This is a genomic window from Xanthomonas sp. NCPPB 901 (genome assembly GCF_056725085.1).
Genome location: NZ_CM161511.1, coordinates 2,174,184 through 2,192,450 on the forward strand (window position 1 = coordinate 2,174,184; position 18,267 = coordinate 2,192,450).

The window sequence follows — 18,267 nt, forward strand, 5'->3', positions numbered from 1 at the left end:
GAGAAAGCCGGGATTCGGGATTTTCCGGGCGTTGCCGGTTGCCGCAAGGCTTTTTGTGGGAGGGGCTTCAGCCCCGACGCGTTGTCGGTAAGGCGTCGCGGCTGAAGCCGCTCCTACGACGGCAGGCGCGATGCGCGTGGAACCCCACGCACCTGCAATCCCACATCGCCCAGCCGAGCCGCAATCGGCGGAGAAGACGGAGCAACGTAGGAGCGGCTTCAGCCGCGACGCGTTCTTGTCGACGCGCGCATGCGGTCGTTATTGCTGAAAGCCGCGCAACACCGCGCCTGCGCGCCTCTGGGCGTGCTTGCGCTGGCGCTACACTACGGCGATGAACGCAGCCGACGCCTCCGCAGACAGTCATCTCATCCATGGCCGCCGCCAGCGGCCCGACGGGCCGACGCCGGTCGATGTCATTTCCGTGCAGTCGCAACTCGTCTACGGCCACGCCGGCAACAGCGCGGCGGTGCCGCCGTTGCGCGCGCTGGGCCTGCGCGTGGCCGAAATCCCGACCACGCTGCTGAGCAATGCGCCGTTCTACGCTACGCTGCGCGGCAAGGTGCTGCCGTCGGACTGGTTCGCCGACCTGCTGCTCGGCGCCAGCGAGCGCGGCCTGCCGCAACGCGCGCGCATGCTGGTCTCCGGCTACTTCGGCAGCGTCGGCAATGGCGCGGCCTTCGCCGACTGGCTCGACGCCACGCTGCCGCAGTGCCCGACGCTGCGCTACTGCCTGGACCCGGTGATCGGCGATACGCACACCGGTCCCTACGTGGAGCCGGGCCTGGAAGCGATCTTCGCCGAGCGCCTGTTGCCGCATGCATGGCTGGTGACGCCGAACGCGTTCGAACTCGGCCGCCTGACCGGCATGCCGGCGCTGGCCCAGGACGAGGCGATCGCCGCGGCGCGGGTGTTGCTGGCGCGCGGGCCGCAGTGGGTGCTCGCGCACAGCGTCGGCGGCGATGCCGGGCAACTGGTGACGCTGGCGGTGAGCCGCGACGCGGTCTACCGCTGGTGTTCGCCGTTGCTGCCGGTGGACGTGGCCGGCACCGGCGATGTGCTGATGGCGCTGCTGGTGGCGTTCCTGTTGCGCGGCGAGGCGTTCGAGGCGGCGATCGGCCGCGCCATCGCCGGCGTGCATGCGGCGCTGGAGGCGACCCTGGCCGCGGACGTGGAGGAACTGGACGTGCTGGCGGCGGCGCCGGCGGCGCTGGCCACCCCGCTGCGCTTCGTCGCCGAGCGCCTGGCGTGAGCCTGCGCCCGGTCGTCGGCATCGTCGGCAGCGCCGGTGCCTACGGGCGCTGGCTGGGCCGTTTCTTCCGCGAGCGCATGCAGCTGGAGGTGGTCGGCCACGATCCGGCCGACCCGCAGTCGCTGGCGCCGGAGGCGCTGCTGCAACAGGCACAGGTGCTGATCTTCTCCGCTCCGATCCGCCACACCCCGACGTTGATCGGCGACTACGTGCGGCGCGCCGCCGGCCGCGAGCGCGGCCAGCTGTGGCTGGACGTCACCTCGGTCAAGGCCGGACCGGTGGCGGCGATGCTGGCCTCGCAGGCGGAAGTGGCCGGGCTGCACCCGATGACCGCGCCGCCCAAGTCGCCCACGCTCAAGGGCCGCGTGCTGGTGGTGTGCGAGGCGCGCGTGGCGCAGTGGCAGCCCTGGCTGCAGCAGATGTGCGCGGCGCTGGAAGGCGAGTGCGTGCGCACCACGCCCGAGCACCACGACCGGGTGATGGCGTTGGTGCAGGCGATGGTCCACGCCACGCACCTGGCCCAGGCGGGCGTGCTGCGCGCGCATGCGCCGGCGCTGGGGCCGTTGCAGGCCTTGCTGCCGTACCGCTCGGCCTCGTTCGAGCTGGATACCGCGATCATCGCGCGCATCCTGGCCCTGAATCCTGCCATCTACGAGGACATCCAGTTCGGCAATCCGCATGTCGGCGACGTGCTGGACGGCTTGATCGCGCAACTGTCGCGGCTGCGCGCGCAGGTCGGCCGCGGCGACGACGCGGCGCGCGCGCAGTTCCGCGCCGAGTTCCTCGACGCCAACCGGCAGGCGCTGGGCGAGGCGGCGATCGCGCAAGGCAACTACAGCTACGAGCGCGTCGGTTACCTGCTGGCCGATCTGACCGAGCAGGCCGCGCTCAGCGTGTACCTGCCTGAAGACCGCGCCGGCTCGCTGCGCGCGCTGTTGCACGTGTTCGAGCGCCACGGGGTCAACCTGGCCTCGATCCATTCCTCGCGTACCCAGGCGGGGGAGCTGCATTTCCGGCTCGGCTTCGATCCGGCCAGCGATGCCGGGGCCGTGCGCAGGGCGGCGGCGGAGATCGATGCCAGTGGGATTGGGCGCGTGCTGGCGGAGTGAATTGCGCAGAACGCCGTCGCGGCTGAAGCCGCGCCTACAGGGACTTGCGGCGGGTTGGCTGGGGTACTGTGGGAGGGACTTCAGTCCCGACGCATTGCGCCGTCGGAACGCGCACGGCTTCCCTCGTCGCGGCTGAAGCCGCTCCTACAAAAGCACGCAAGGCCACCGTAGGAGCGGCTTCAGCCGCGACCCCGATTACATGGACGCACGACGTCCCCACCTCCAGATTCATCCACAGCGCATGTGGATGGCCACTGCGCAAACATGTGGATAACTGTCGGCGCGCCTTGCGGGGCAAGCCTGTCAAGAGGTGTGGCGAAAAATTCACCAGTTCGCCGCCAGTGCCCCGAACGCCAGTGGCGATGACAGGGCACAGCAATGATCCAGGGCCGTGGCGCTAGACCGCAGTCAGAGTCAACTCGCCGCCGGTGGTAACGAACTGCTGGCCGCGGCGGATCAGTTTGCGGCCGTCGGCCAGTTCGTAGCGCAGTCCGCTGTCGTGGTGCGCGTCGTGCTGCGCCTGCTGCTGGCGCGGCGCGTCGTCCTGGAACTCGGTGATCAGATAGGCCTCGCCGTCGGGGCCGAGGGCGGGCAATTGGCGAAAGGACATCTGGAGCCTCCTGTCGAACGCTGCATCGAATGCGGGGCGCCGGAGCGGCGGCCGCGGTGCGTGCGGCCGCAGCGCAGACGCGGTCCGACCGTAGTCCCGCGGTCGTTAGGGCGGCGTGCTCAGTCGATGAACTGCAGGCGAGCAAGCTCCGCGTACAGCCCGCCCTGCGCCAGCAGCTGCGCATGCGTGCCCTGGGCGATGATGCGGCCGTGGTCCATCACCACGATGCGGTCGGCCTTGAGCACGGTGGCCAGGCGATGCGCGATCACCAGGGTGGTGCGCCCGGCCATCAGCCGCTCCAGCGCATGCTGCACGGCATGTTCGCTCTGCGCGTCCAGCGCGCTGGTGGCCTCGTCCAGCAGCAGGATCGGCGCGTCCTTGAGCAGGGCGCGGGCGATGGCGATGCGCTGCTGCTGGCCGCCGGACAGGCGTGCGCCGCGTTCGCCCAGTTCGCTGGCGTAGCCGTCGGGCAGTTGCTGCAGGAACGTATCGGCTTCGGCCGCGCGCGCGGCGGCCTCGACCTCGGCCTCGCTGGCCTCGAGCCGGCCGTAGCGGATGTTGTCGGCGGCGCTGGCGGCGAACAGGGTCGGGTGCTGCGGCACCAGCCCGATCGCCGCGCGCAGCTGCGACGGGTCCAGCGTGCGCAGGTCCAGGCCGTCCACCTGCACGCTGCCCGATTGCGGATCGTGGAAGCGCATCAGCAGCGCCAGCACCGTGCTCTTGCCGGCGCCGGACGGGCCGACCAGGGCCACGCTCTCGCCGGGTCGCACGTGCAGGTCGAAGCCGTCCAGCGCCGGGTGATCGGGGCGCTGCGGATAGCGGAAGCTGACGTTGTCGAAGCGCACCTCGCCGCGCAGCGGCTGCGGCAACGCGCGCGGCTGCGCCGGCGCCACCACTTCGGGGCGCTCCTGGAACAGCTCGGCGATGCGGCCCATGCCGCCGGCGGCGCGCTGCAGGTCGTTCCAGACCTCGGCCAGCGAGGCCACCGAGCCGCCGCCGAACATCGCGTACAGCACGAACTGGCCGAGTGCGCCGGCGCTCAGTTCGCCGGCGGCGACCTCGTGCGCGCCCGACCACAGCACCAGCACGATGGCGCCGAAGATCAGCACGATGGCCGCGGCGGTGATCATCGCCTGCGCGCCGACCCGGCGCCGCGCCACCGCCACGGTCTGCGCCAGCGCCTCGCCGAAGCGGCCGCGTTCGTAGCCTTCGCGCGCGTACGCCTGCACCGTGCGCACCGCGCCCAGGGTCTCGGCGGCCAGGGTGTTGGCGTCGGCGACGCGGTCCTGGCTGGCGCGCGAGATCTTCTGCAGGCGGCGCGCGCCGAGCACGATCGGCAGCACCGCCAGCGGGATGCCCAGCAGGGTGTAGGCGGCCAGATGCGGGCTGGTCACGCACAGCATCACCACGCTGCCGATCGCGGTGACCGTGCTGCGCAGCGCCACCGACATGGTGCTGCCGATGACCCCGCGCAGCAGTTCGCTGTCGGCCGACAGGCGCGAGACCAGTTCGCCGCTGCGGTTGCGGTCGTGGAAGCCGGCATGCAGGCCGATCAGGTGCGCGTACAGGCGCTCGCGCAGGTCGGCGACGACCTTCTCGCCGAGCAGCGACACGAAGTAGAAGCGCGTGGCGGTGGCTACCGCCAGCACCAGGGCGACCGCGAACAGCAGGGCGAAGGACTGGTTGATGCGGCTGCTGTCGCTGAAGCCGTGGTCGATCATCTGCCGCACCGCCACCGGCAGGCTCAGCGTGGCACTGGAAGAGATCGCCAGCGCCACCAGCCAGGCGATCAACAGGCCGCGCCGGCGTCGCACGAATGGCCACAGGGTGCGCAGGCTGCCGAGCCTGCGCAGCGACTTGGCCTGGTCGGCCGACGGGGTGTTCATGCGGGAGCGGGTTCCGAACAGCGGACCCGATTGCGAGTGGCGTCGCGCAGGCGGGTTTTCAAGGCGTCCACCCGATCGCTGGGCAGGCGCAGGCGCAGTTCGGCGCCGCCGGCATCGAAGCGTTCGTCGAGTTTTTCCGCGGCGCAGGCGCCCAGCGCCGCATGCACCGCGCCCAGGTCGTCGAAGCCGCAGTGCAGGGTCAGCAGGCTCAGCGCCAGCAGCGGTTGCCGTGGCGCCAGGCGCAGGCATTCGGCGGCGGTGCCGCCGTAGGCGCGGACCAGGCCGCCGGCACCGAGCTTGATGCCGCCGTACCAGCGCGTCACCACCACCACCACGCGGTCGAAGCCTTGGCCGTCGATCGCCGCCAGGATCGGCCGGCCGGCGGTGCCGGCGGGCTCGCCGTCGTCGCTGGAGCGGTACTCGTCGCCATGACGGTAGGCCCAGCAATTGTGGGTGGCGTCGGCCACCGAGACCTGCTGCACGAACGCCAGGGCCGCGCCGGCGTCGGCGATCGGCGCGGCGTGGGCCACGAAGCGGCTGTGCTTGATCTCCACGCTGTGGCTGACGGGGTGCGGGAGCGTATCGGGCATCGGCGGCATTGTAGACGACACGCGCCGCCGGCCCGTCGCGGGGCTCGCGTCGGCGCGGTGCGGCTCAGTCCGGCAACAGCGCGCGCAGATCCTCCGGTACCGACCGGTGCGGATGCGCGCGCTGGAAGCGCAGCAGGCTGGCGCGCGCCGCCTCCAGGTCTCCCTGGTCGCGGCGCTCGCGGATCCGCTGCAGCCAGCGGCGCGGCGGCAGGCGCGCATCGGCCTCCGTCGCGGCCGCCAGGGCTGCGGCGGAGGGGGGCGTCGGCGCGGCGGCGGTGGGAGTGGCGGTCGACGTCGACGGGGGCGGCGCATGCGCGTCCGATGCCGCGGCCGTCGTGGCCTGGGTGTGCGCACCAGACGCAGCCCGCTTGGCCTGCATGGTGCTGTCGGTTTGCGCACTGCGCATCAAAGTGTCCTGCGCCGTCGCCGCGCGCGCCGGCGCGCGCAGGGCCATCGTGGCCGGTGCGGCCTGTCGCGCGGTGTCGGGTTCGGCGGAAGGCGCGTCGTGCTCCGCTGCGACTGCCGGCGCCGGCGCCGGCGTGGCGGCCGGGGCGGCCGTGGCGGCCGGGGCGGGCGGTGTGGAGGGCGCCACCATGGCCGGTGGCGCGGGAGCCGGCGCCATGCGCTCCGCGGGTGCCGGCTCGCCTGCCTGCGCCTGCGGCGCGCGCTGCGGCGGCGGCGTGGCTGGCGCCTCCGCTGCCATGCGCGCGGAGGCCGTCGCGGCCGGTGCTGCGGTCGTGGCTGCCGCCGGCGCGGCGGCAGGCGGCGCCGCTTCCACAGAAGGCGGTGGCGGCGCTGCGCCAGGCGTTGGCGCGGGCGCGACGGCCGGGGCGGGCAGCGCCGCCGGTGCCGGCGCGGAAGGCGCCGGCGGGCGCCCGCGCCAGGCGATGCCGGCCACCAGCACCAGCGAGGCGGCCAGGCCGAGCCAGGTTGGCCAGCGCGAGCGCGAGCGCGAGCGCGAACGTGCCGTGGCGGGGGACGTCGGTGCAGCCACTGCCGAGGCCGAGGTGGAATTGGCGGGCGTTGCCGCCATCGGTGCGGCTGGTGCTGCGGTGGCCTGCGCCCGCGCCCGTTCGGCGGCGCTGCTGGGATATTCCGCGATCTCGGTGGCACCCGGCGCGACCGCCGCGCGCGCGGCAGCCAGGATCGCCGCATCCAGCGACGGCGGTGGCAGCGCCTGCCGGCCCAGGCGCAGACGTTCGGCGAGCGCGCGCTCTTCCGGGGTCAGCGGTTCGTCGGCGCTCATCCGCCCAGCCTCGCGCGCAGTTTGTCCATCGCATAGCGCAGCCGCGACTTGACCGTCTCGCGGCCGACGCCGGTGATCTGCCCGATCTCGTCCAGGCTCAATTCCTGCTCCAGGCGCAGCAGCAGCACGTCGCGTTGCTCCTCGGGAAGCGCATCCAGCGCCAGTTGCAGCTGGCGCCGTTGTTCGAAGGCGGACAGTTGCCGCTCCGGGGTGTCGGGGTCCTGCACGCGGGCGGTGCGCAGGTCGGCGTCGGCTGGCGCCGGCGGGCGATGCTTGGCCGCGCGCCAATGGTCGCCCAAGCGATTGTGGGCAATGCGCAGCAGCCAGGTGCTGAACGCGGCCTGCGGCTGCCAGTCCAGGCGGGCGGCGATCACCCGCTGCCACACGTCCTGGAACAGTTCTTCGGCCAGCGCGCGATCGCGCAGCTGTCGCAGCAGGTACTGGTACAGACGGCCGCGGTGGCGCAGATACAGCGTCTCGAACGCGCGCGCATCGCCGGCCGCGTAGGCCAGCATCAGGGCTTCGTCGCTCGCTTCGACCGGGGCGTCCACGGCGGCAAGCCTAAGCGTTCGCCGGGCCGGCGGATAGTCGGGAGGCGCGGGCCGGGGAGTGGGAGCCAAGGGGGGCAGTTCGGACAACATGGGGAGACAAACGTCCATCTCGCCGCTTCGGGGTCGATCGGGCGTCGATCGGTTCATGCAACGGGTATGCTGATGGCGTAGGGCGAGCGTGGAGCCGTTCCGGGGGGCCCTGCAGGAGAGTCGTTGTCGATGCCGTTCAATTCGTCCGCCACCGTCCGCGAAGACTCGTCCGGCGGCCATGCGCCCATGCGCACGGCGCAGGCCTTGTGCGGCCTGCTGCCGCCCGGCAGCGCGGTGGCGATCGGCTGCGGCGACGGCGTGGTCGGGCGCCTGTACGGCGCCAGCGCGGAGGCGCCGGAGTGGCTGCAGGCGCTGGTCGCGCAGGCGCTGGCCGACGCCGGGCCGCTGCCGACGACGCCGGCGGTGCTGCACGTGCTGCACGTGCACCGCAGCGCCGAGGGCGCCTGCGTGGCCATCGGCGCGCAGCTGGCGCAGCCCCTGGACGCGGCGCAACGCGCGGCCTGGTGCGATGCCGCGGTCGCGTTCGGCCTGAACCTGCTCGACACCGAGCGTATGCGCGCGCGCATCGAGGGCCTGGAAAAATCCAAGCAGTTGCAGCAGGCGCTGTACGAGATCGCCGACCTGGCCGGCGCCGATCTGGAAATGCGCCAGATGCTGCAGCGCGTGCATGCGGTGCTGGGATCGTTGATGTACGCGGAGAACTGCTACATCGTCGAGTACGACGAAGACCAGCAAAGCATGCGTTTTCTTTACTTCTGCGATCGCCACGACGATTTCGTCGCCGATCCGCAGCAGACCCACTTCCTGCGCGACATGCCGCAAAGCCTCACCGTCGGCCTGCTGCGCCACGGCCGCGCAGTGCGCGGACCGTCGGAGCAGGTGCGCGAACGCCTGAGGGTCGGCGACAACACCGAGCATGGCCCGGAGAGCCAGGATTGGCTGGGTGTGCCGATGCTGCGCGAGGGCCGTGTGTGCGGCGCCATCGTGGTGCAGGACTACGACCACGCGCTGCGCTACACCGATGCCGACCGTGCGCTGCTGGCCTATGTGGCGCAGCACGTGCAGACCGCGATGGACCGGCGCCACGCGCAGGTGCAGTTGGAGCGGCGCGTGCATCTGCGCACCCAGGAACTGCAGCGCGCCAACCACGACCTGCAGGAGGAGATCCAGGAGCGCAAGCGCGCCGAGACGCTGCAGTTGGCGCTGTTCCGCATTGCCGAGCTGGCGATCCGTTCGGAGAGCCTGCAGCAGTTCTATGCCGAGGTGCATGCCATCGTCGGCGGGCTGATCGATGCGCGCAACCTGTACATCGCCCTGCTGTCCGACGACGCCAAGCACCTGGAGTTCGTCTATTCGGTGGACGAGTACACGCCGTACCGGCCGCAACGGGGCCGTGGTCGCGGCCTGACCGAATACGTGATGCGCATGGGGCATCCGAAGTTGCTCGACGTCGCTTCGATCGACGAGCTGGTGGCGCGGGGTGAGGTACAGGGCTACGGCAGGCGTTCGTACAGCTGGCTGGGCGTGCCGCTGTTCGACGAAGGCGAGGTGGTCGGCGCGATCGTGGTGCAGAGCTACATCGCCAAGGTGCGGTTCACCGAGCACGACCAGCGCCTGCTGACCTTCGTCGCGCACAACGTCGGCAACGGCCTGGCGCGGCAGCGCGCGCAGGAGCGGCTGCGGCAGGCGCACGCGGAGCTGGAACAGCGCGTGGACGAGCGCACCCGCGAACTGGCCGAGGTCAACCAGCAACTGTTGGCGCAGATCGCCGAACGCTGGCGCGCCGAGCAGCGCCTGACCCACCAGGCGTTGCACGATGCGCTGACCGGGCTGCCGAACCGCTCGCATCTGCTGGACCGGCTCAGCGAGGCGATCGCCCGCGCGCGTGGTGGCGGCAAGACCTTCTCCGTGCTGTTCCTGGATCTGGACCGCTTCAAGCTGGTCAACGACAGCATCGGCCACGCCGCCGGCGACGAGATGCTGGTGCAGGTGGCCAAGCGCATCGTTTCCACGATCCGCGGCCAGGACGTGGTGGCGCGCCTGGGCGGCGACGAATTCGCGGTGCTGACGCCGAGCGAGCACGGCCTGGACGGCGCGCGCGAACTGGCGCGGCGCCTGCTGCACGTGCTCGGCCAGCCGATGTGGGTGGCCGGCCGCGAACTGTTCCCGTCCGGCAGCCTGGGGATCGCCGCCTGGCATCCGCGCTACCACAACGGCGAGGAGATGCTGCGCGACGCGGACGCGGCCATGTACCGGGCCAAGGCGCAGACCCAGGACCGCTGCGTGGTGTTCGACGAGGCCATGCGCGAGGCGGCGCTGCGCAGCCTGGATCTCGAGGCCGACCTGCGCCGCGCGATCAACAACCGCGACTTCGAGCCGTTCTATCAGCCGATCGTGCGCCTGCGCGACGGCGAGGTGATCGGCCACGAAGCCCTGTTGCGTTGGCGCCACGAAAGCCGCGGGCTGCTGGTGCCGAGCCAGTTCATCGACCTGGGCGAGGAGAGCGGCCTGATCGAGCAGGTGGACTGGCTGCTGTACGCGCAGGTGATCCGGCGCCTGGCGCAGAGCGAGGGCGGCTACGTCTCGGTCAACGTCTCGCCGCGGCATTTCCGCTCGCCGGATTTCACCGAGCGGCTGTTCGGGCTGATCGACACCGCCGGCGCCGATCCGCGCCGCCTGCGCGTGGAGATCACCGAGGTGGCGCTGCTCGACGACGCCCCGCGCACCCTGACCATCCTGCAGGCGCTGCGCGAGCGTGGCGTGCTGGCGCAACTGGACGATTTCGGTACCGGCTTCTCGGCGCTGTCGTACCTGCACCGCTTCCCGATCTCGGTGCTGAAGATCGACCAGAGCTTCGTCGCCGGCCTGCAGGGCGATGGCGACGGCGGCGCCGGCAGCCATGCGCTGGTACGCGGCATCCTGGCCCTGGCCAGCACCCTGGGCATCGAGACGGTGGGCGAAGGCATCGAGACCGAGCAGCAACTGGCGACCCTGCGCGAACTGGGCTGCGATTACGGACAGGGCTATCTGCTGGGGCGCCCGGCCGCCGCGCCGCAACAGCTCTGAGGCGATCGAACGTGGCGCGGGTCGCGGTGCGCGTGGCGCTTGCTGTCGGCACGTTCCCGTTGGCGGCAGCGCGATGCGTTGCGGCGCGTTTGTTCGATTCGCGCCTCCGTCATCCTCCGACGCTGGAGCGACTGAAGGTTTCGCCATGGCAGCTTATCGTGTAGGAGCGGCTTCAGCCGCGACGGCGCTTTACCGGGAACGCCCGTCGCGGCTGAAGCCGCTCCTACACGACACGTCCTGTCGTTGTATGCGGTGACCTAAGCGGTCGCCACGCGGCACGAACTCGCCGCCCGTCAGGCACCTCTCAGCGCAGCGCGTTGCGCCGCTTTCGTCGATCCGCACCGCAGGAGCCGTGGAGCGCCGGACTCTGTAGCGCGTCGCCACGCGCCACGAACTCGCCGCGCGTCAGGCACCTCTTAGCGCAACGCGTTGCGCCGCTTTTCGTCGATCCACTTCGATGCCTGCGCCGGCGTGTAGTCCCGCATCCAGCCCAGCATCGTGTCGATGTCGCTGCCGTACCACAGGTCGGCGCGCTGGTCCGGGTGCAGGAAGCGTTCCTCGACCATGCGGTCGATCATGCCGATCAGCGGGGCGTAGAAGCCTTCCACGTCGAGGAAGGCGCAGGGCTTGTTGCCGATGCCGAGCTGGCGCCAGGTGAGCATCTCGAAGATCTCTTCCATGGTGCCGAAGCCGCCGGGCAGGGCGACGAAGGCGTCGGAGAGGTCGAACATGCGCGACTTGCGTTCGTGCATCGAGCCGACGATTTCCAGCTCGGTGAGGCCGCGGTGCGCGACCTCCCAATCGGCCAGTTGCTTGGGAATCACGCCGGTGACCGCGCCGCCGGCGGCGAGCACCGCATTGGCGACGGTGCCCATCAGGCCGACATTGCCGCCGCCGTAGACCAGTCGCAGCCCTTCCTCGGCGATGCGCGTGCCCAGCGCGGTGGCACGTTCGACATAGGCGGGCTTGTTGCCGGCATTGGAGCCGCAGTAGACGCAGATGCTTTTCATCGGGAATGGGGAGTCGGGAATAGGGAATGGGAAAACCAAAAGCCGAAACGCATGACGCCGGACCTGAGTCCGGCGTCATGCGGTGGGAGTGGAGTGCCGGGAATGCGCTTGCCATTCCCGATTCTCCACTCCCGTTTCCCGGCCTTAATTGGCCTTGTGAATCGCCCGCTTGCTCACCGCCATGGCCGCGTCGTGGATCGCTTCGGACAGGGTCGGGTGGGCGTGGCAGATGCGCGCCAGGTCGTCGGCCGAGCCGTTGAACTCCATGGTCAGCACGCCTTCGTGGACCAGTTCGGAGACGCCGACGCCGACCAGGTGCATGCCCAGCACGCGGTCGGTCTCGGCGTGGGCGATGACCTTGACGAAGCCCGCCGGCTCGCCCATCGCCACCGCACGGCCGATCGCCGCGAACGGGAAGCTGCCGGCCTTGTACGGCACGCCTTCGGCCTTGAGCTGCTGCTCGGTCTTGCCGACCCAGGCGATTTCCGGCTCGGTGTAGATCACCCACGGAATGGTGTCGAAGTTGACGTGGCCGGGCAGGCCGGCGATCAGCTCGGCGACCGCGATGCCTTCCTCGAAGCCCTTGTGCGCCAGCATCGGCCCGCGCACGCAGTCGCCGATTGCCCACACGCCGTCGACGCCGGTGTGGCAGTGCGCATCGACCTCGATCTGGCCGCGCTCGTTGACCTTGACCCCGGTGCCTTCGGCCAGCAGGCCCTTGGTGGCGGCGCGGCGGCCGACGGCCACCAGCAGCTTGTCCACGGTGAGGCTCTTCTCGCCTTCGCCATCGCTATAGGTGACGACGACTTCCTGCTTCTTGCCCTTGCCGGTGACCTCGGTCTTGGAGACCTTGGCGCCGAGCTTGATGTCCAGGCCCTGCTTCTTGAATTCCTTCAGCGCGGTCTTGGCCACTTCGGCATCGGCCAGGGCCAGGAAGTCCGGCAGCGCTTCGAGGATGGTGACCTCGGCGCCCAGGCGCTTCCACACGCTGCCCAGTTCCAGGCCGATCACGCCGGCGCCGATCACCGCCAGGCGCTTGGGCACTTCGGTGAAGTCCAGCGCGCCGACGTTGTCGACGATGGTCTCGCCGTCGAACTTGGCGAACGGCAGTTCGATCGAATCCGAACCGGCGGCCAGGATCACGTTGGTGCCCTTGAGCTCGACTTCGCTGCCGTCGTGCTGCTTGACCTTGACCACGTTGCCCGGCTGCAGCTCGCCGAAGCCGTAGTACGGGGTGATCTTGTTCGCCTTGAACAGCATCGCGATGCCGCCGGTGAACTGCTTGACGATCTTGTCCTTGCGCCCGACCATCGCCGCGACGTCGATCTTGGCGTCCTTGAAGCTGATGCCGTGCTCGCCGAACAGGTGGCCCATGTTCCAGAACTGGCGCGAGGAATCCAGCAGCGCCTTGGACGGGATGCAGCCCACGCGCAGGCAGGTGCCGCCCAGCGCCGGCTTGCCGTCCTTGCCGAGCGCCGCGTCGATGCACGCGGTCTTCAGGCCCAACTGGGCGGCGCGGATGGCCGCGTGATAGCCGGCAGGACCGGCACCGATGACGACGACGTCGTATTGTTCGCTCATTTCATTCGCTCACACGGGAATGGGGAATAGGGAATGGGGAGTCGCAAAAGCGCATGCGCCTGCCGCCTCCCATCCAGGTCCAGGCGGGAACAGGGCAGGGAAATGGGCGCTTGTCCCATTCCCCTCTCTCCATTCCCGATTCCCGGCTCTTACAGGCCGAACAGCATCCGGCCCGGGTTTTCCAGCTGGTTCTTGATGTCGACCAGGAACTGCACCGAGTCCTTGCCGTCGATGATGCGGTGGTCGTAGGACAGCGCCAGGTACATCATCGGCGCGATCACGACCTGGCCGTTCTCGGCGATCGGACGCTCCTTGATCGCATGCATGCCCAGGATCGCGCTCTGCGGCGGGTTGATGATCGGGGTCGACAGCAGCGAACCGAAGGTGCCGCCGTTGGTCACGGTGAAGGTGCCGCCCTGCAGTTCTTCCAGGCTCAGCTTGCCGTCGCGCGCCTTCTTGGCGTAGTCGGCGATGCCCTGCTCGATGTCGGCGAAGGACTGCCGCTCGACGTTGCGCAGCACCGGCGTGACCAGGCCCTTGTCGGTGGACACGGCGATGGAGATGTCGCTGTAGCCGTGGTAGATGATGTCGTCGCCGTCGATCGAGGCGTTGACCAGCGGGAAGCGCTGCAGGGCGTTGGCCGCGGCCTTGACGAAGAAGCTCATGAAGCCGAGCTTGATGCCGTGGGCCTTCTGGAACTCGTCCTGCAGTTCCTTGCGCGCGGCCGAGACCTTGGCCAGGTTGACCTCGTTGAAGGTGGTCAGCATCGCGGTCGAGTTCTTCGACTGCATCAGGCGCTCGGCGATGCGCTTGCGCACGCGGGTCATCGGCACGCGCTCTTCCGGACGCGCACCGCTGGCCTTGCCGGCGCCGCCGTTCTTGGCGTAGTTGAGGATGTCTTCCTTGGTCACCGCGCCGCGGCGGCCGGTGCCTTCGACCTGCGACGGATCCACGCCTTCGGTGATGGCGCTGAAGCGCGCGCCCGGCGGCAGGCTGGAGACATCGCCGGCAGCCTTCGGCGCCTCGGCCTTGGCGGCCTTCGGCGCTTCGGCGGCGGCGGCCTTGGGCGCCTCGGCCTTCGGTGCCTCGGCGGCCTTGGCCTCTGCCGGCGCCGCGGCGGCGACCGCGCCTTCCTCGATGATCGCCAGGATCTGCGAGCTGGTCACGGTGGCGCCGGTCTCGAACTTGATCTCCTTCAGCACGCCGTCGACGGGCGAGGGCACTTCCAGCACGACCTTGTCGGTCTCCAGGTCCACCAGGTTCTCGTCGCGCTTGACCGCGTCGCCGGCCTTCTTGTGCCAGCTGGCGATGGTGGCATCGGATACGGATTCGGGCAGTACCGGAACTTTGACTTCGGTGGCCATTGCAGGGGGCGTCCTAGTGGTGTCTTTTTTGGAATGTGAAAAGGGATTTATTCAGCGACTTGGTCGTTGAACGGATTCAGCAGCGCATCGGCGACCAGCTTCAGCTGTTCTTCCACGTGCTCGGCGAAATGGCCGGCGGCGGGAGACGGCGAACGGGCGCGGCCGGCGTAGTGCAGGCTCTGTCCGTCGGCCAGGCAGGCCTGCAGGTGGTGCTTGATCTGGTACCAGGCGCCCTGGTTCTGCGGCTCTTCCTGGCACCAGACCAGGTCGGTGGCATTGCCGTAGCGCTTGAGTTCGGCGGCCAGCAGCGCGCGCGGGAACGGATACAGCTGCTCCACGCGCAGGATCGCGACGTCGTCCTGGCCACGCTTGGTCTGGTCCTCGAGCAGGTCGTAGTAGACCTTGCCCGAGCAGGCGACCACGCGCTTGACCTTCTTCGGGTCGGCCTTGGCGTCCGGGATCAGGTGCTGGAACTCGCCGTCGGCCAGCTCCTCCAGCGTCGACACCGCCAGCTTGTGGCGCAGCAGCGACTTGGGCGTCATCACCACCAGCGGCTTGCGCGTGGACATGCGCATCTGCCGGCGGATCATGTGGAAGGCCTGCGCCGGGGTGGTCGGCACGCAGACCAGCATGTTCTCCAGCGCGCACAGCTGCAGGAAGCGCTCCAGGCGCGCGGAGCTGTGCTCCGGACCCTGGCCTTCGTAGCCGTGCGGCAGGAACAGCGCCAGGCCGGAGATACGGCCCCACTTGGCTTCGCCGGCGGCGATGAACTGGTCGATCACCACCTGCGCGCCGTTGGCGAAGTCGCCGAACTGCGCTTCCCAGATGCACAGCGCATTGGGATCGGTGGTGGAGTAGCCGTACTCGAAGCCCATCACCGCCTCCTCGCTGAGCAGCGAGTCGATCACGGTGGCGTCTTCCGGGTTCTCCACCAGCTGCCGCAGCGGCAGGTAGTAGCTGTCGGTCTTCTGGTCGTGCAGGATCGCGTGGCGGTGGAAGAACGTGCCGCGGCCCGCGTCCTGGCCGACCAGGCGCAGCTTGTGGCCTTCGCCGAGCAGGGTGGCGTAGGCCAGGTTCTCGGCGAAGCCCCAGTCGCCCGGCAGTTCGCCGGCGGCCATCTTCACCCGATCCTCGTAGATCTTGGCCACGCGCGGGTGCAGTTCCACGCCGCTCGGGATGGTGGTGATGATCTTGGCCAGCTGGTCCAGGGTCTTGCGCTTGACCGTGGTGTCGACCTTGTCCGTCAGCTTGCCGGACAGGTACTTGGACCAGTCGATGGCGAATTCGTCGGGCTTGCGGGTCGCCAGCTCGGTGGTGTACTCGCCCGAGTCGAGCTTGTTGCGGTAGCCGTCGACCAGCGCCTGCGCCTCGCCGGCCTGCAGCACGCCTTCGCTTTCCAGCTGCGCGGCGTACAGCTCGCGGGTGGTCTTGTGCTTGCGGATGGTCTGGTACATCACCGGCTGGGTCGCCGCCGGCTCGTCGGCCTCGTTGTGGCCCCAGCGGCGGTAGCAGACCAGGTCGATGACCACGTCCTTGTTGAACTGCTGGCGGAAGTCGTAGGCCAGGTTGGCCACGAACGCCACCGCGTCCGGATCGTCGCCGTTCACATGGAACACCGGCGCGCCGATCATCTTGGCCACGTCGGTGCAGTACAGCGTGGAACGGGCGTCGTCGCGGGCGCTGGTGGTGAAGCCGATCTGGTTGTTGACCACGATGTGCACGGTGCCGCCGACCGCGAAGCCGCGCGCCTGCGACATCTGGAACAGCTCCATGACCACGCCCTGGCCGGCGAACGCGGCGTCGCCGTGGATGATCACCGGCAGCACCGACTTGCGCGCGGCGTCGCCGTAGCGCTCCTGGCGCGAACGCACGCTGCCGACCACCACCGGATCGACGATCTCCAGGTGCGAGGGGTTGAACGCCAGCGCCAAGTGCACCGACTTGCCGTCGGCCACCGCCACGTCGGCGGAGAAGCCCATGTGGTACTTCACGTCGCCGGTGTGGGCGCGGTCGTCGTGGGCGTGCTCGAATTTGCCTTCGAATTCGTCGAACAGCTTGCGCGGGTTCTTGCCCAGGGTGTTGACCAGCACGTTGAGGCGGCCGCGGTGGGCCATGCCGATCACGATGTCCTTGACCGCGTCGTTGCCGGCGCGCCGCACCAGCACGTCCATCATCGGGATCAGCGAGTCGCCGCCTTCCAGCGAGAAGCGCTTCTGGCCGACGTACTTGGTGTGCAGGTAGCGCTCCAGGCCCTCGGCGGCGGTGATCCGCTCCAGGGTGCGGCGGCGGCTGGCGGCGTCGCCGGCGATGTTGCCGCCCGCGTTCTCCAGGCGCTGGTAGATCCACTGGCGCTGTTCGAACTCGGAAATGTGCATGAACTCGCTGCCGATCGACCCGGTGTAGGTCGCCTTCAGCCGCGCCAGCAGGTCGCGCAGTTTCATCCGCGGCTGGCCGCCCAGGCCGCCGGTGCTGAACTCGCTGCCCAAATCGCTTTCCGACAGGCTGTGGAACGGCAGGCCCAGGTCCGGCGGGTTCACCGGCGGGGTCAGGCCCAGCGGGTCCAGGCGCGCGCCGAGGTGGCCGCGCGATCGGTAGGCGGTGATCAGGCGGCCGACATGGCGCTCGCGCTCGTCGCCGCTCGGGCCGGTGCCGCTGTTGGCGGCCTGGCGCGCGGCGCTGGCGATGTGGGCGATGACCGCAGAGTGGGGGACGTCACCGGCATCGCGGCCCTGGAAGCCGTCGAAGTAGGTTTTCCACTTGGGATCGATGCTGTCGGGAGAGACCAGATATTGTTCGTACAGGTCTTCGATATAGGCGGCATTGCCGCCGGCGAGTTGCGATGACTGCGCAAACTGCTTGAGTAGATTGTCCACGATGGTGGGGTCGGGTCGCTTTGTTGGGTTGGCTTGCGGTAGGGACCGGCGGACGCGGGGGCCGCGCGGGCGTAATCAAGCGAAAAAATTATACCCCCATGAACCTGCCGGGGTGTGCATTCGGCGTGGTCGGGCCGATCCCGGTTCATCCATGGCGCATGCGGCGGCGTGGTCGCGGCCGCGTCACCAGCCCAGCGCGCGTAGCTCGCTGCAGGGGCGCGCACGCTCCCAGACCCGGGCGAAGGACGTGCGCAGCTGGCGCGCGCGGCCGCCGCCGAGCAGGTCGGTTTCGCCGTCGTAACGGTGACCGAGTCCACGGAAGTAGTAGCCGCCGCCCTCGTTGACCAGGTAGGCGGTGGCGTCGCTGCGGTCGACCGGATCGCTGACTTCGCGGAACTGGAACACGCTGGGCAAGCGCTGCGCCAGCGCCAGCAAGGGTGCGCCGGCGCGCTGTGGCGCCGCCGCGTCGTGCAGCAGCACCCAGACCTGCTTGGCGTGCGCGGCGACCGCGAAGCGGCGCAACTGCTCCAGCACCCGGGCATCGTCGAGCAGGCCCGGATCCAGCGCGCGGCTGTGGATCAGTACCTGGCGGCGGGCCTGGGCCAGCACCGCGATGCTGGCGGCGATCGCCATCGCCGCGTCCTCTATTGCCGCGGCACCGTCGAAGCGGCGGCGCAGCGGCACCGCCGCTGCGTCGGCGGCCGCGCCGCCCGGCGGCGGCAGGAAGCCGTGGCGGGCGCAGAACGCCACGGCCGCCGCCGGGGCGTGCAGCTCCAGTTGCGGCCAGTGCCGGCGCTGTGCCTGCGCGATCAGGTCGCGCAGCAGTGCGCTGCCGACGCCGCGCCCGCGCCAGTCCGGCAGCACCGTCAACGCGGCGATCCGCCGGTCCGCGCCGAGCCGGGCCGCACCGACCGCCTGGCCGTCGTCGCTGCGCGCCACCAGGTGCTCTCCCAGCGCATCCTGGGCCGCGGCGGCGTCGGCCGGGTCCGCGACGGTGCCGGCCGCGGCACGCAGCGCGCGCAGTTCGGCGCCGTCGCGGACGGGGTCGAGCGCAGCGATGCGGAAACCTGGGCCGGGCATG

Annotated in this window: 13 protein-coding genes; 3 read left to right on the top strand and 10 right to left on the bottom strand. The window is 70.2% G+C overall.

Features of this window, described 5'->3' with window-relative positions; all coding sequences use genetic code 11:
* Window positions 1-331: 331 nt before the first annotated feature.
* Complete coding sequence (gene pdxY, locus AC1PME_RS08990) at window positions 332-1,249, top strand: pyridoxal kinase (RefSeq protein ID WP_307550008.1); 918 nt, start codon at window positions 332-334, stop codon at window positions 1,247-1,249.
* On the top strand, window positions 1,246-2,358 hold the full coding sequence (locus AC1PME_RS08995) for a prephenate dehydrogenase (protein WP_481097912.1): 1,113 nt from the start codon (window positions 1,246-1,248) through the stop codon (window positions 2,356-2,358). The genes pdxY and AC1PME_RS08995 overlap by 4 nt, the downstream gene beginning before the upstream one ends.
* A 397-nt stretch (window positions 2,359-2,755) precedes the next feature.
* Here the strand turns inward: AC1PME_RS08995 and AC1PME_RS09000 are convergent, their stop codons facing one another.
* The 5 genes from AC1PME_RS09000 to AC1PME_RS09020 form a co-directional block, all read right to left on the bottom strand.
* Window positions 2,756-2,968 carry a hypothetical protein gene (locus AC1PME_RS09000; RefSeq protein WP_254461240.1) on the bottom strand — a complete coding sequence of 71 codons (213 nt, stop codon included), beginning with the start codon at window positions 2,966-2,968 and terminating at the stop codon, window positions 2,756-2,758.
* Between the two features lie 119 nt (window positions 2,969-3,087).
* Window positions 3,088-4,854, bottom strand: a complete 1,767-nt coding sequence (locus AC1PME_RS09005; RefSeq protein WP_307550012.1) for an ABC transporter transmembrane domain-containing protein — start codon at window positions 4,852-4,854, stop codon at window positions 3,088-3,090.
* The gene (locus AC1PME_RS09010) at window positions 4,851-5,444 is read right to left on the bottom strand and encodes an IMPACT family protein (RefSeq protein ID WP_254461242.1); all 594 of its coding nucleotides are present in this window, start codon (window positions 5,442-5,444) and stop codon (window positions 4,851-4,853) included. Before AC1PME_RS09010 ends, AC1PME_RS09005 begins: the two co-directional genes overlap by 4 nt.
* 64 nt (window positions 5,445-5,508) lie before the next feature.
* Window positions 5,509-6,690, bottom strand: a complete 1,182-nt coding sequence (locus AC1PME_RS09015) for a hypothetical protein (protein ID WP_307550016.1) — start codon at window positions 6,688-6,690, stop codon at window positions 5,509-5,511.
* On the bottom strand, window positions 6,687-7,241 hold the full coding sequence (locus AC1PME_RS09020; RefSeq protein WP_254461244.1) for an RNA polymerase sigma factor: 555 nt from the start codon (window positions 7,239-7,241) through the stop codon (window positions 6,687-6,689). Before AC1PME_RS09020 ends, AC1PME_RS09015 begins: the two co-directional genes overlap by 4 nt.
* 219 nt (window positions 7,242-7,460) lie before the next feature.
* On the opposite strand from AC1PME_RS09020, the gene AC1PME_RS09025 reads away from it, so the two are divergent.
* Window positions 7,461-10,358: an EAL domain-containing protein gene (locus tag AC1PME_RS09025; RefSeq protein ID WP_481097913.1), complete on the top strand. Its 2,898-nt coding sequence runs from the start codon at window positions 7,461-7,463 to the stop codon at window positions 10,356-10,358.
* A 416-nt stretch (window positions 10,359-10,774) separates the two neighbouring features.
* Here AC1PME_RS09025 and AC1PME_RS09030 read toward each other — a convergent pair whose 3' ends face one another.
* The 5 genes from AC1PME_RS09030 to AC1PME_RS09050 all read right to left on the bottom strand — a co-directional run bounded on the left by AC1PME_RS09030 (window position 10,775) and on the right by AC1PME_RS09050 (window position 18,266).
* Window positions 10,775-11,368: an LOG family protein gene (locus tag AC1PME_RS09030; protein ID WP_307550021.1), complete on the bottom strand. Its 594-nt coding sequence runs from the start codon at window positions 11,366-11,368 to the stop codon at window positions 10,775-10,777.
* 144 nt (window positions 11,369-11,512) lie between these two features.
* On the bottom strand, window positions 11,513-12,949 hold the full coding sequence (lpdA, locus tag AC1PME_RS09035; protein ID WP_254461247.1) for a dihydrolipoyl dehydrogenase: 1,437 nt from the start codon (window positions 12,947-12,949) through the stop codon (window positions 11,513-11,515).
* Window positions 12,950-13,098: 149 nt separating this feature from the next.
* Complete coding sequence (gene sucB / locus AC1PME_RS09040; protein WP_481097914.1) at window positions 13,099-14,313, bottom strand: dihydrolipoyllysine-residue succinyltransferase; 1,215 nt, start codon at window positions 14,311-14,313, stop codon at window positions 13,099-13,101.
* Window positions 14,314-14,360: 47 nt separating this feature from the next.
* Window positions 14,361-17,186, bottom strand: a complete 2,826-nt coding sequence (locus AC1PME_RS09045) for a 2-oxoglutarate dehydrogenase E1 component (RefSeq protein ID WP_307550025.1) — start codon at window positions 17,184-17,186, stop codon at window positions 14,361-14,363.
* Window positions 17,187-17,369: 183 nt separating this feature from the next.
* The gene (locus AC1PME_RS09050) at window positions 17,370-18,266 is read right to left on the bottom strand and encodes a GNAT family N-acetyltransferase (RefSeq protein ID WP_481097915.1); all 897 of its coding nucleotides are present in this window, start codon (window positions 18,264-18,266) and stop codon (window positions 17,370-17,372) included.
* Window position 18,267: the final 1 nt, after the last annotated feature.

Bases quoted from the DNA above. Each gene is read 5' to 3' on its own strand.
- AC1PME_RS09000 (WP_254461240.1), bottom strand. From the start codon at position 2,968: ATGTCCTTTCGCCAATTGCCCGCCCTCGGCCCCGACGGCGAGGCCTAT.
- lpdA (WP_254461247.1), bottom strand. From the start codon at position 12,949: ATGAGCGAACAATACGACGTCGTCGTCATCGGTGCCGGTCCTGCCGGC.
- AC1PME_RS09010 (WP_254461242.1), bottom strand. From the start codon at position 5,444: ATGCCCGATACGCTCCCGCACCCCGTCAGCCACAGCGTGGAGATCAAG.
- AC1PME_RS09005 (WP_307550012.1), bottom strand. From the start codon at position 4,854: ATGAACACCCCGTCGGCCGACCAGGCCAAGTCGCTGCGCAGGCTCGGC.
- AC1PME_RS09030 (WP_307550021.1), bottom strand. From the start codon at position 11,368: ATGAAAAGCATCTGCGTCTACTGCGGCTCCAATGCCGGCAACAAGCCC.
- AC1PME_RS09025 (WP_481097913.1), top strand. From the start codon at position 7,461: ATGCCGTTCAATTCGTCCGCCACCGTCCGCGAAGACTCGTCCGGCGGC.
- AC1PME_RS09050 (WP_481097915.1), bottom strand. From the start codon at position 18,266: ATGCCCGGCCCAGGTTTCCGCATCGCTGCGCTCGACCCCGTCCGCGAC.
- pdxY (WP_307550008.1), top strand. From the start codon at position 332: ATGAACGCAGCCGACGCCTCCGCAGACAGTCATCTCATCCATGGCCGC.
- sucB (WP_481097914.1), bottom strand. From the start codon at position 14,313: ATGGCCACCGAAGTCAAAGTTCCGGTACTGCCCGAATCCGTATCCGAT.
- AC1PME_RS09015 (WP_307550016.1), bottom strand. From the start codon at position 6,690: ATGAGCGCCGACGAACCGCTGACCCCGGAAGAGCGCGCGCTCGCCGAA.